Below are 12,654 nucleotides of genomic sequence, written 5' to 3'. Positions count from 1 at the left end.
CTTCCATGTGGAGAACGTCGACACCAGTTCATCCAAGAACTGGGATAAGCATAGAAGTAATTCTTCTTCACTTTTTGGGGTATTTAAAAGTCATATTGCACCGTTACTTGTGTTGTAATACTAATCTGTCCCGATGATATAGAAGTAGATGAATCTTCAGCAGCATATAATTTAGCAGTAGCACCACCAAGAGGACTGATAGATACACCTCCACCTTGGACCACATTTACTATACCTTTTATCGATTTATTCTCCGTTTTCGCAATTACCGCTGCTTTTTCTTTTGCGTTTGCCATTGCCTTTTCAATTGCTTGTAATTCATACTCATCTGATTTTTCTGTTCCGAACTGAATATTGTCCACACGGTTTACACCAGCTTTAGTCAAATCATCTACTAACTTTCCTATCTCATCTATCTCTCTATATGTGATTTGTAAACTATGGGTTGTTTTATAACCTAATAGTTTTGGTGCTTCATCCTGTATATATTGATATTCAGGCTGTACATTAAATCTTGTTGTTTTTACATCTTCTTTATCAAATTTATAAGTGTCATATAACATCTTGTCAACAGTTTCCATACTTTTAGCATTTGCATCTTGTGATTTTTTAGCTGTGTCAGCTTTAGTTTCAACTGTAACCTGAACATAAGCTACATCAGGTTCTACCATAATTTCTCCGTTACCTGTTACCGTGATTGTATTGCCCTTAGTCTGTCCTTCCTGTGCTATTACATTTCCTTTTACATCTGAGTTTTGTAAAAAGCCAATCCAAGCCGCAGCCGCTAATAATATACTTAATAAAGTAATTGAAACTGTTTTTTTTGTGATTTGCATCTTTTCTCTCTCCTTTAGAAATAAACTTTTTATCCTAATTTTTAAAATATGCTAGGAAGCATTTCTTCACTCTTTAGGGTATTTTTAGAATTCATACTGCACACTAACATTCGTTACAATTTTAATTTGTCCACTAGATATCGAAGTCCTGCTGCTATCCATTGCAGCTTCATTCACTGCATATACAGGAAATGGATTACTAAAATTAGGGTTTCCTTGAACGACATGAATGATGCCTTTAATCTTTTTATTTTCCGCTTTTGCAATCACTTCAGCTTTGTTCTTCGCATTGTTCATTGCCTTTTCAATAGCAACTAATTCATACTCATCTGATTTTTCCGTGCCAAATTCAATGTTGTGTACTCTATTTACGCCTGTTTTTGTTAAGTCATCCAATAGTTTTCCAATTTGTTGTAAATCTCTATAAGTAATTTTCAAAGTATGGTTTGTTTCATAACCTAATAATACTGGAGCTTGATTCTCTTTATACTGATACTTTGGATAAACATTAAATCTAATGGTTTGCATATCTTCGTTATTTAGTTTATACGTACCAGAAATTACCTTCTCTACTTCTTTCACTACCTTAGCATTTTGCTCTTGTGAATCTTTGGCTGTATCTCCCTTAGTTTCAATGGCTACTGTTACGAAGGCAACATCAGGTTCAACTGTAAACTCACCTTTACCAGTAACCGTGATTGAATTAATGTCAGCAGCTAGCGTTTCTTCTGCCTGAACCTTTCCATTTCCATCTGATAATTGTAAAATGAAAAACCAAGTCAATGCAGCTAAAATACCGGTAAAAACCAATATAGACAACCGCTTCCACTTCATCGTCATTTGCAAATCCCCCTCTTTTTAAGACTCTCAAACAAATAGACGATACATGGAAACAAAAGGTTGCAGATCTAATTGAAAAATAAAAATTTTAATGAATTACTTAATATGTAGGAGAAAATAAAGAACCAGCATTTAAGCTTCCTAAGAAGTTAAACACTGGCTTGCATTGTTTATCATTATTACTGAGTTTCTAATTCTTCCTTGCTGCATAAATCAACTAGAGCGTTTACAGCTTGTTCCGCATCAGAACCTTCAGCACTAATATTAATTTCCGTACCTGAACTAATAGCTAGACTCATAATTCCCATAATACTTTTGGCATTTACTTTTTTATCATCTTTTTCTACAAAGATTTCTGAAGAAAATTTATTAGCTTCTTGTACAAACAATGCAGCTGGTCTTGCATGAAGGCCTGTTTTTAACTTTACAACGACTGGGTGATTTACCATTAACTTCAATACCCCCTATACTACTTCTATAAATATTTATATTATACCACTATTAACATTTTAATTCTATAAAGAAAACTCCCCTATTGACGAGCCATAAAGGCGATGGCAGAGGGGTTGGTGCCCTTATACTTTCCCCCTTAATTCTAGGATCCCCAAAAATATTAGGATTTAACATGTAGAGTTACTTCACTTTTTGGGATATTTAATTTCGAAGCTGGTCTGCTATCTTATCAATTTTTCTTAGTCGGTGATTCACTCCTGATTTACTAACTTTATCTGTTAAAAGTTCACCTAACTCCGTTAAGTTTAAATCTGGATGCTGTAATCTTAATTCAGCAACTTCTCTCAATTTATCTGGTAAGTGATCCAAACCCATTGTCTCTTGAATCAGTTTAATATTATCTATTTGTCTCATCGCAGCACCAATCGTTTTATTAAGATTAGCTGTTTCACAGTTTACCAACCTGTTTACTGAATTACGCATATCTCTCATAATTCGAACATCTTCAAATTTGAGCAATGCTTGGTGAGCACCGATAATATTTAACAAATGAATGATCTTCTCCCCTTCTTTGATGTAAAAAATGAATCCTTTTTTCCTTTCAATACACCTAGCGTTTAAATCAAATTCATTTGCCAAATCACAGAGAGCATTACAATGATCCTCATACATTGAAGCAATTTCAAGATGATACGAAGAACCTTCTGGATTATTAACAGATCCTGCTGCAAGGAAAGCACCTCTTAAGTAAGCTCTTTTACAACATGTATCTTGAATGATTTGCTGATCAATATTCGTTTTAAAAATAAAACCTTCTGATACAATTTTCAGATCAGACAAGAGTGATTGAACTTGATCAGGGATTCGAACAATATAAACGTTATTTTTCTTCAACCGCATTTTCTTTTGAACTAAAATTTCAGTATGAATATTAAATTGTTTTTTTATTAAAGAATACATTCTCCTTGCAATAGCTGCATTCTCAGTTAAAATATCCAGGACCACTCTCTGATTGGTTATTTTAATCGTTCCATTCATACGGATTAATGCAGAAAGCTCAGCCATTGCACAGCAGCGATCCACTTCAATCATTGTTAGTTCTTTTTTCGTTTGTGCCGCAAAGGACAAACGAATCACCTCTTCCTTAACATCCCACGCTCAACTAGTCTATAAATATGCATGCTCAGTTTTTCGGCATCATGCCTTAAATAAGTTCTATATAATACAAGATTGTCAGATATGACTTCAAAACCGTTTTTCATAATCTCATCTAAATCAACTTTTACGGGTATAGCTCCTTTTTCTGCATACTTTTGTTGAACATGTGATGGAATATCTTCATTATTTACAATGACATAGTCAAAAAAATGATGTCCTATATGTTGATAAATCGCTTGTAAGTGATCATTTACCGTATAATTATCTGTTTCTCCTGGTTGCGTCATTACATTGCTTACATATATTTTAACAGCAGAAGATTGATCGATCGTATCCGCTATTTGTGGGACTAATAGATTCGGAATGATGCTAGTATATAAGCTTCCAGGACCGATCAAAATGGCATCTGCTTCCTTAATCGCTTCAATTGCCTCCTGTAATGGAGTAACTTCACTTTTTTCAATAAATACCTTCTTTATCTTTTTACCCACTTTTGGGATTTGAGATTCCCCAACAATAATACTACCATCTTCCATCTCTGCTTTTAAAACTATGGCTTGACCGGAAGCAGGTAACACTCTGCCTCTAACAGCTAATACCCTACTTAGTTCTTTTACACCTGTGACAAAATCACCAGTAATATCTGTCATAGCCGCAAGAATTAAATTACCTACACTATGACCAGCAAGCCCCGTCCCACTTGTAAAGCGATGAGATAAAACTTGAGATAGTATGGGTTCAGCATCTGCCAGGGCTGTTATAACATTCCTAATATCACCTGGTGGAGGAATTTGCAGTTCAGATCTTAGAATGCCTGAGCTCCCACCATCATCAGCTACTGTTACAATAGCTGTAATATCTAATGGCTTCTTTTTCAAGCCTCTTAACATAACAGAAAGACCTGTACCCCCGCCTATGACTACTATTTTAGGAAGCCCTAAGTTACTATCCATATAAGCTCCCCCCAACTAATGATCTCTATCTGAATCTCTATGGCTAACTCTAATCACTTCTGACTCACTATTACCAATCATTTTCCCTAAATATTCAGCAATAGCAACAGATCTATGTTTACCGCCTGTACATCCTATACCTATCACAATTTGACTTTTTCCTTCCTTAATATATTGCGGGATCAAGAAATGTAGTAAATCTAATAATTTCGTTAAAAATGTTTGTGTGTCTCCCCACTTCATGACATAATCATAAACCTCAGTATCTTTTCCAGTATGAGGTCTAAGCTGTTCTATATAATGAGGATTAGGTAAGAAGCGAACATCAAAAATTAAATCAGCATCAATAGGTGTCCCATATTTAAACCCAAACGACATCACATTAATATGGATCCCATTTTGTTGGTTTTTAGTAAAACTAGATGTGATTTTTTGTTTAAGTTCAGCCAATTTTAGATAACTCGTATCCACAACCAAAGTTGATGAGCCTTTTAATTCCTCAAGCAATTTACGCTCTAATTGAATACCATCTAGAGGTAATCCTTCAGCGGCCAATGGATGACGTCTACGACTTTCTTTATATCTTTGCACCAAAACAGAGTCTGTAGCATCTAAAAATAGGATTTCACACTTTATTGTATGGTTGTTCTTTATATATTTTAGAGAGTCAGATAATGCTTCAAAAAACTCTCTTCCTCTTAAATCAATCACTAACGCTACTTTGCCAATTCTACCATTTGATTGTTCAATCAAATCAGCAAACTTAGGAATTAAAACGGGTGGTAAATTATCTACACAGAAAAAACCCAAATCTTCTAAACATTGAACAGCGACAGTTTTACCTGCACCTGACATCCCTGTTATGATCACTAATTTAGCTATGTGATTGGAGCTCTCCATGATTTCTCCCCCTTGAAGTAAGGCTAAATTTTAAATAAATTTAATCCTGCAGCACCAACGATCCCTGCATCATTTCCCAATGTTGCCGGAACGATATCCACACCTTCTTTAATTGCGTCTGGTGTGAATTTCTCAAAATTCTCTCGAATTTGATCAAATAAAATATCCCCTGCTTTTGATACCCCACCTCCAACAATAAATCTTTGTGGATTTAACACAAATGCCAACATAGACATCGACCTTCCTAAATAATATGCCGCTCGCTTTACAATTCGAATGGATACTTCATCATTTACTCTCGCCGCATCAAAAACATCTTTCGCCGAAATAGTCTCTAGTAATGATAGAGATGTTCTTTCCCCTCTCTCAACAGCATCTTTAGCCATACGAATAATACCTGTAGCTGAAGATACTGTTTCAAGGCACCCTTTTTGTCCGCATCCACATTGAATTGCTTCCAAATCAGGAACAACTGACATATGACCGATTTCTCCAGCCATTCCATTGAATCCTTGATGTATTTTATTTTCTATAATAATACCACCACCAACACCTGTACCTAAAGTATAACAAATGACATCTGAAACACCCTCACCAGCGCCACTCCAAACTTCCCCTAACGCCGCAACATTTGCATCATTATTTACAATGACTGGCTTTCCTATTTTCTCCTCTAGAATGTGCTTCACATGAACATTTTCCCATCCTAAATTAGCCGCTCGCTTTACTAATCCTTTTTTATCTACAAATCCTGCAATACCCGCACCAATACCATGTACATTCTCCCAGCTATAAGTAGATTCTTCAACAATCTTTTTTACATAGGTTGTGATATTGTCTGTAACTTGTTCATAACCTCCTTCAGATTCCGTAGGACCTTCATGGGTTTGAATTAGCTTGCCTTTACTATCACATATTCCAACTTTAACGGTTGTTCCTCCTAAATCTACACCTATATAAACCTGCTCCGACATTGTTTACACCTCAAATTTTTTATTAATTTAACTACATTCAATCTAAAAAGTTCCATTTTCAGCATCGATGACATTGGTCAACTTAATCTACGCTGACATCATATAATGAAAAGGGGACTTTTTAAATTAAAAAAATAAATGCCCAATCCACTATGACTGTCTTTAATTGATTCCGCTTAATGCGGGTTATTCAAACAATCTTTTAACTCCAACTATAAGCTATGCTTTAAACTAGGTCAAGACACTATAAATAGCCAAAGAATACTATGGACTATATTACCATTAAGTCGATATACACCTTAAGTCAAAAACTGATTTTTTTTGACAATGTTCAATCTTATCAGCAAAACAAAAAGAAACCCGCCTGATGGCGAGTTCTTTTGTTTTTGTAAGTATTATAAAGTTTGACTCCAGTCGTGGACTGCGCTTCCTTCTAAATACTTTTCTGCATCTAATGCAGCCATACATCCTGATCCTGCCGCAGTAATGGCTTGACGATAAATTTTATCTTGAACATCTCCACAAGCAAATATACCTTCTACATTCGTTTGTGTAGTACCTGGTTTAACTTGGATATATCCTACTTCATCTGTTTCTAAAATTCCGTTTAAAAATCCTGTATTTGGACGATGACCGATAGCAACAAAAATGCCATCTGTTTCAATAATTTCATCTTGTCCCGTTTCATTATCCTTAACCTTTAAACCAGTTACACCATTGTCTCCAGCTATAACTTCAATCGGTGTTTTGTTTAACGCCCAACTTACTTTGTCATTATCACGTGCACGATCCTGCATAATCTTAGAGGCACGTAATTCATTTCTACGATGTACAACCTTCACATCTGTAGCAAACTTAGTAAGGAAGTTTGCTTCCTCCATTGCAGAATCTCCTCCACCAATAACGATGACTTTCTTTCCTCTAAAGAAAAATCCATCACAAGTTGCACACGCGCTTACCCCACGTCCCATATTCTCTGATTCACCTGGGATACCCAGTAATTTAGCAGAAGCACCAGTAGAAATAATAACAGATTCCGCCTCAATTTCCTCTGATCCTTCTAAAAATAATTTAAAAGGACGTTTAGAGTGATCTATTTTGTTCACCCATCCAGTTTTGAACTTAGCACCAAATCTTTCAGCTTGTTTACGCATGTTGTCCATTAATTCAGGTCCCATAATTCCATCTGGGAATCCAGGAAAGTTTTCTACATCTGTAGTAATTGTTAACTGTCCACCTGGTTCCGGTCCTTCTATAACTAAAGGCTCAAGATTTGCACGAGCTAAATAAATAGCAGCAGTTAGTCCTGATGGTCCTGTTCCTACAACAACTGATTTATACATCATAATTCCTCCCAACTCGTTATTTATGTTTTTTATAATAAATATCATCTAATAATTATTATAAAGTAAAATAAGAAAAAATAAAGTAATTTATATTACAAAACGTTATCTTTTATTAAATCAACATTTTTTTTAATCGTAGACACAGATATTTGATATCTTTCTGAGACTTCACGATAGGTGATTTCAACATTGTACATTTTCGCGATTAAATACTCAAGTGCTGCAGACCAACCTTTTGGCTTATTTATTTTAGGTACATTTGGGTATTTCATGGTAAGAAAATGAACCCACAATGTATACAACTCATATTTTTGCTGTAAATCATATCGATCTTCCATGTGTATTAAGGCAGCATTGATAATCAAATGCCATTTCTCATCCCAAGTGATTAGCTTATTGGAAAGAGGTAATAAATCTATATTTAATTTTTCCCCATTTGTTATCATTTCGTAAGGCTCCGAAGCTTTCATAGTTCGAAGTAAAAAAACAGCCATTCTTTTAAGTTTATCTTTTTCAGTTGGTTCTAAAAGAAATTTTCTTAATAAGTCTTCTACATCTTTATTCTGGATAAAGCTTATGATTTCCAGAACTTGAAGTTTATTTGTCATCGTACCATGAAACAAACCCCATTTTAGCGAGGTTCGAACAATATGATTTGTATTCCACTCATTTAATACATTTTCCTTCCATTTCCCAAGCATATGAAAATGCTCTTCAAAAGGTAAAAAATAATGATAACTTAATATTATATGTTGATTGGTTATTAACTTATCAAATTCTTCAATAAAAAAGTTGGGTACAATCTCTTTAGCATCTAAATTCTTTGCCTGTTTCCACAGGTTCAACGCTTTCTCATACCTTTTCGTATTAAAAGCGGCAACAGCTGCATAATGAAACAAAGACGGCTCAATAGCCTCATCGCCTGTTTTTATTAATCTTAAAAAATGATGGTATGCCATTTCGTGATTACCTAATAATCCCAAGGTCATTGCAAGTTTGTAGAGCTGATCTGGAAGATATGGATACGTTTTGCTTAACAATTGTAAAAGTTCTGATAATTTGTTCTCTTCTTGAATTTGTCTATAATATATAGCTAAATTACATAAAGCATGTAAATTTCCTGGATCTACTTTTAAAACATCTTCAATGTGTTCAGCTGTTCTATCATAATCACCTATATAATAATATGCTAAAGCTAGGTTATTCTGAGCTGCAATAAAATCTGGATATTTTTTAATAATTTTTTTTAATAAATGAATGGCCTCAGGACATTTTCCCTCTTCTAATAAAAGTCGTGCACGATCGTGTTCAAAAAACTTTTCTTTCGACTTCATTTTTTTGATGGGAATATCTCGATTGAGTTCAATACTTAAAAGTTCAATCATATCATCACATTCTTCTAAATATTGTCCCTCAACATCTTTTTCTAAATAAGAAACTAATGCCTCTTCAGCTGATTCAAATAAATCCATATTCATATAATTATTCGCCATATAAAAATGACACTCTGTCATGGAAGGATCCACTTCATCGAGTACCTTTTTTAAAATTTTATTCGATTCTCTATAATCACCTAATTCAGAATATACGCCAGCCAAGTTAGCATGATTAACCGGATTTTCCGGTTCTAACTCCATGGCTCTTCTAAAATATTTTAGTGCCTTAGCATATTGATAACGATCCAAAAAATGGACAGCTTTTTCATAAAAGAATGTGGCATTCATGCTAAGTGATACAATATTCGTTTTATCCCTTTCAACCACTGTTCTTTTTCTTTGCATTTCTGTAGGCACCTCCATATAAGTACAGGTTCAAATAACCTCTATTAGAAAGAATCAAACAAAGTATAACATATCTTAACTACCTAAAAAAGTAACGTTCATATCGAAACCCCCAAAAAGCAAAAAAGAAGGAAGCCCTTTTTCTTTACCTTTTGGGGATTTTTAAAGTGATGATTTGACAAGATAATACTCAAATCATGTTATTGCTAAAACAGGTTTAAACTCCACCTGACTTAAATAAAGTACTGATAGATCCACCCTCCATAATAATTTTTATAGCGTCCGCAAGTAACCCTGCCATTGAGATCACTTTAAACTTAGTTGGATGATCTTCTGGCAATGCGATGGAGTCAGTGACTACAATTTCTTTTATATTTGGATGATTTAACCGTTCCAAGGCTGGACCAGAGAATACAGGATGTGTTGCACATACATAAACATCATTGGCACCTTTTTCTTTTAAACCTTCTACTACATTGACAATGGTAGTTCCAGTATCAATCATATCTTCGATAATAATAGGGGTTTGTCCCTTAACATCTCCAATAATATGTGTAATAACTGATTCATTATGTGCAGGGCGTTTTTTAATCATGATCGCAAAAGGTGAATCTAAATAATTGGCCAGCTTTTCTGCAGTGGATGCTCTACCTGCATCTGGAGAAACGACAATTGGATTTTCAATATTTTGCGCTTTTAAATAGTGCGTGATATGATCCAATGCTGTTAAATGATCCACTGGAATATTGAAAAACCCTTGAATAGCAGGAGCATGTAAATCAATTGTAATAACACGGCTAGTCCCAGTAGTAGTTAATAAGTCTGCAACTAACTTTGCTGAAATAGGCTCACGTGGAGCTGCTTTCCTTTCTTGACGAGCATACCCATAATAAGGTAATACAACTTGAATGGTTCTTGCAGAAGCTCTTTTAGCAGCATCAATCATAACAAGAAGTTCCATCAAATGTTCATTAATCGGGTGTGAAATAGATTGAACAAGAAAAACATCACAATTACGAATAGATTCCTCATAATGGACATAAATCTCACCACTTTTAAATCTGGAAAGTTTAATCTTCCCTAATGATTTACCAAGATTATTACATATTTGTTGTGCCAGCTGAGGATTGGCAGATCCTGTGAATACTTTCACACATTCATAATTCATGATTTACCTCCTGAAAATTTATAAACATACCATGATCCGCTTACGTTGATCATACGTAGCCAACTGAGTGTAACCTATTTTTTTCAACAAATTTCGCGCTTGATCTAAAAACAATCCAAGCTGATCTGGTTTGTGAGCATCTGAGCCAATCGTTAAAGGAATGCCGAGTTTATGAGATTCGATTAGAATACGTTCACTTGGAAACATTTCTTCAACGGGCATACGTAAACCAGAGGCATTTAATTCTATCGCTAAATCATGTTCCTTAATGAGATTTAACGTTTGCCTCTCTTTCTCTATCATATCACTTTTTGGCTTCCGACCAAACCTTTTTATCACATCTAAATGACCAATATAGTCATAGAAACCTGTTTTTACTGCTTTTTGAACTGCATCATAATATTGTGTAAACACGTCATCCACATCTTTATGATCCCACCCATCTAATTGTCTAGAATCTGAAATATCCCATTCTCCTAAGAAATGAACAGATCCAATGACATAATCCCATGCGTAGGAAGAGATGATTTTTTCAATTTCAGCTTCATATCCTTCAATGTAATCTGCCTCAAGTCCAACTTTAATCTCAATTTGGCTTTTATATTTTTCCTTTAATAAAAAACATTCTTCGACATATCTTGGAAGTTCATTTGCAGGCATAGCCATTCCAGGTAAATACGTTTTTGGGTCTACATGAATTAAAGGCATATGATCCGATAAGCCTAACTGCTGCAAACCGATGTCAATGCCTTTTTTTACGTATTCCTCTAAGGATCCAGAAGCATGTCCACAACGCTCATGATGTGTATGATAATCAATCAACATGACGCTTCTCTAACTCCTTCATTATATTTTTAATTGGTAAGTCTCTATCTTTTAACAATACCATAATATGAAACATTAAGTCACTTACCTCGTAAGTCAGTTCTTGATTGTCTTTATTTTTAGCTGCAATGATAACTTCTGCAGTTTCTTCACCAACTTTTTTCAATATTTTATCGATGCCTTTTTCAAATAAATAAGTCGTATATGCCCCTTGGGTTCTTTCCTCATATCTTTTTGAAATGACAGATTCTAAAACAGATATTATTTTAAAATCATCTTCTCCAGGATCTTTTGGTACATTATCTTCTGACTTTGAAATAGCAACTTCATTAAAAAAGCAGCTTTGTTCTCCTGTATGGCATGCAGAACCTTTTTGATTGACAAATACTAACAAAGTATCTGCATCACAATCATATTTCAACTTTACTATGGATTGAGTATGACCAGATGTCTCACCTTTGTGCCATAGCTTTTGACGAGATCTACTCCAAAACCAAGTTTCTCTTGTTTCCAATGACAACTTTAATGATTCTTTATTCATATAAGCCATCATTAATACATCTTTACTGTTTTGATCTTGAACGATTGTAGGAACTAGACCTTGATCATCCCAAGTTATTCTATTTAATACCTCATTTAAATCTTTTAAGTGTTGCTTTGCCAACGTACTTCCACCCCTTTTTCCTTTAACTCTTGTTTTAGGTTATCAATGGATAATTCTTTATAATGAAAAATAGAAGCAGCAAGACCGGCATCTGCCCTACCTTGAGAAAAAGCATCATAAAAATGCTCAGATCTGCCTGCACCTCCTGATGCAATGACAGGAATACTCACAAGATCTGAAACTGCCCTTGTTAATTGTATATCAAATCCATCTTTTGTGCCATCCGTATCCATACTTGTCAATAAAATTTCACCAGCACCTAAGTTTTCAACTTCTTTGGCCCATGATAAGGTTTTAATACCTGTAGCATTTCTTCCTCCATGTGTATAAACTTCCCAATCTTTCCATTCCTCATTATACTTCGCATCAATGGCTACAACGATACATTGAGACCCAAATTTACGAGCACCTTCTGAAACTAGAGTAGGGTTCTGAATAGCAGCTGTATTTATCCCTATTTTATCAGCTCCTGCTCGAAGCAATTTCTTCATATCCTCTACACTACTTATACCCCCACCTACAGTAAAGGGAATTGCAATCTCACCTGCCGTTTGTTTAACCACTTCTACCATTGTTGCACGGCCTTCAACGGATGCAGATATATCTAGAAAAACTAGTTCATCAGCACCTTCTTTATCATATATTTCTGCTAATTCAACTGGATCACCGGCATCTCGTAGATTAACAAAATTAATTCCTTTTACGACACGTCCATCTTTCACATCTAAACATGGGATAATTCTTTTTGCTAACATA

At 34.8% G+C, this 12,654-nt stretch carries 13 protein-coding genes; all 13 read right to left on the bottom strand.

All coding sequences use genetic code 11. From position 1 onward, the window contains the following. Positions 1-83: 83 nt before the first annotated feature. Positions 84-836 (bottom strand): SIMPL domain-containing protein, encoded by a 753-nt coding sequence (locus ERL59_RS01825; protein ID WP_160643900.1) that lies wholly within the window; start codon positions 834-836, stop codon positions 84-86. A gap of 84 nt (positions 837-920) precedes the next feature. Beyond that, on the bottom strand, positions 921-1,676 hold the full coding sequence (locus tag ERL59_RS01820) for an SIMPL domain-containing protein (protein WP_160643898.1): 756 nt from the start codon (positions 1,674-1,676) through the stop codon (positions 921-923). Positions 1,677-1,855: 179 nt separating this feature from the next. Continuing rightward, a complete protein-coding gene (locus ERL59_RS01815; protein WP_160643896.1) occupies positions 1,856-2,125 on the bottom strand; it encodes an HPr family phosphocarrier protein in 270 nt (89 codons plus the stop codon). Between the two features lie 205 nt (positions 2,126-2,330). Further along, positions 2,331-3,257, bottom strand: a complete 927-nt coding sequence (gene whiA / locus ERL59_RS01810) for a DNA-binding protein WhiA (protein ID WP_160644041.1) — start codon at positions 3,255-3,257, stop codon at positions 2,331-2,333. Between the two features lie 5 nt (positions 3,258-3,262). Further along, positions 3,263-4,240: a gluconeogenesis factor YvcK family protein gene (locus tag ERL59_RS01805; RefSeq protein ID WP_160643894.1), complete on the bottom strand. Its 978-nt coding sequence runs from the start codon at positions 4,238-4,240 to the stop codon at positions 3,263-3,265. A 15-nt stretch (positions 4,241-4,255) separates the two neighbouring features. Then, positions 4,256-5,140, bottom strand: a complete 885-nt coding sequence (gene rapZ, locus ERL59_RS01800; RefSeq protein WP_160643892.1) for an RNase adapter RapZ — start codon at positions 5,138-5,140, stop codon at positions 4,256-4,258. Positions 5,141-5,163: 23 nt separating this feature from the next. Then, on the bottom strand, positions 5,164-6,114 hold the full coding sequence (locus ERL59_RS01795) for an ROK family glucokinase (RefSeq protein WP_160643890.1): 951 nt from the start codon (positions 6,112-6,114) through the stop codon (positions 5,164-5,166). Positions 6,115-6,509: 395 nt separating this feature from the next. Beyond that, positions 6,510-7,457 carry a thioredoxin-disulfide reductase gene (trxB, locus tag ERL59_RS01790; RefSeq protein WP_160643888.1) on the bottom strand — a complete coding sequence of 316 codons (948 nt, stop codon included), beginning with the start codon at positions 7,455-7,457 and terminating at the stop codon, positions 6,510-6,512. A 95-nt stretch (positions 7,458-7,552) separates the two neighbouring features. Then, on the bottom strand, positions 7,553-9,241 hold the full coding sequence (locus ERL59_RS01785) for a tetratricopeptide repeat protein (RefSeq protein WP_160643886.1): 1,689 nt from the start codon (positions 9,239-9,241) through the stop codon (positions 7,553-7,555). A gap of 217 nt (positions 9,242-9,458) precedes the next feature. Then, positions 9,459-10,409 (bottom strand): ribose-phosphate diphosphokinase, encoded by a 951-nt coding sequence (locus tag ERL59_RS01780; RefSeq protein WP_160643884.1) that lies wholly within the window; start codon positions 10,407-10,409, stop codon positions 9,459-9,461. Positions 10,410-10,427: 18 nt separating this feature from the next. After that, positions 10,428-11,234 carry a histidinol-phosphatase HisJ gene (gene hisJ / locus ERL59_RS01775; protein ID WP_160643882.1) on the bottom strand — a complete coding sequence of 269 codons (807 nt, stop codon included), beginning with the start codon at positions 11,232-11,234 and terminating at the stop codon, positions 10,428-10,430. Further along, complete coding sequence (gene hisIE / locus ERL59_RS01770) at positions 11,224-11,898, bottom strand: bifunctional phosphoribosyl-AMP cyclohydrolase/phosphoribosyl-ATP diphosphatase HisIE (RefSeq protein ID WP_160643880.1); 675 nt, start codon at positions 11,896-11,898, stop codon at positions 11,224-11,226. Before hisIE ends, hisJ begins: the two co-directional genes overlap by 11 nt. Then, the gene (gene hisF / locus ERL59_RS01765) at positions 11,880-12,653 is read right to left on the bottom strand and encodes an imidazole glycerol phosphate synthase subunit HisF (protein ID WP_160643878.1); all 774 of its coding nucleotides are present in this window, start codon (positions 12,651-12,653) and stop codon (positions 11,880-11,882) included. Before hisF ends, hisIE begins: the two co-directional genes overlap by 19 nt. Position 12,654 lies beyond the last annotated feature (1 nt).

The organism is Chengkuizengella marina (assembly GCF_009910845.1).
Lineage (GTDB): Bacteria > Bacillota > Bacilli > Paenibacillales > KCTC-33759 > Chengkuizengella > Chengkuizengella marina.
This window is presented reverse-complemented; position numbering and strand designations above follow the sequence as displayed.

Coding starts and splice junctions, on each gene's coding strand:
- ERL59_RS01825 (WP_160643900.1), bottom strand. CDS start 836: ATGCAAATCACAAAAAAAACAGTTTCAATTACTTTATTAAGTATATTA.
- ERL59_RS01820 (WP_160643898.1), bottom strand. CDS start 1,676: ATGACGATGAAGTGGAAGCGGTTGTCTATATTGGTTTTTACCGGTATT.
- ERL59_RS01815 (WP_160643896.1), bottom strand. CDS start 2,125: ATGGTAAATCACCCAGTCGTTGTAAAGTTAAAAACAGGCCTTCATGCA.
- ERL59_RS01805 (WP_160643894.1), bottom strand. CDS start 4,240: ATGGATAGTAACTTAGGGCTTCCTAAAATAGTAGTCATAGGCGGGGGT.
- rapZ (WP_160643892.1), bottom strand. CDS start 5,140: ATGGAGAGCTCCAATCACATAGCTAAATTAGTGATCATAACAGGGATG.
- ERL59_RS01795 (WP_160643890.1), bottom strand. CDS start 6,114: ATGTCGGAGCAGGTTTATATAGGTGTAGATTTAGGAGGAACAACCGTT.
- trxB (WP_160643888.1), bottom strand. CDS start 7,457: ATGTATAAATCAGTTGTTGTAGGAACAGGACCATCAGGACTAACTGCT.
- ERL59_RS01785 (WP_160643886.1), bottom strand. CDS start 9,241: ATGCAAAGAAAAAGAACAGTGGTTGAAAGGGATAAAACGAATATTGTA.
- ERL59_RS01780 (WP_160643884.1), bottom strand. CDS start 10,409: ATGAATTATGAATGTGTGAAAGTATTCACAGGATCTGCCAATCCTCAG.
- hisJ (WP_160643882.1), bottom strand. CDS start 11,234: ATGTTGATTGATTATCATACACATCATGAGCGTTGTGGACATGCTTCT.
- hisF (WP_160643878.1), bottom strand. CDS start 12,653: ATGTTAGCAAAAAGAATTATCCCATGTTTAGATGTGAAAGATGGACGT.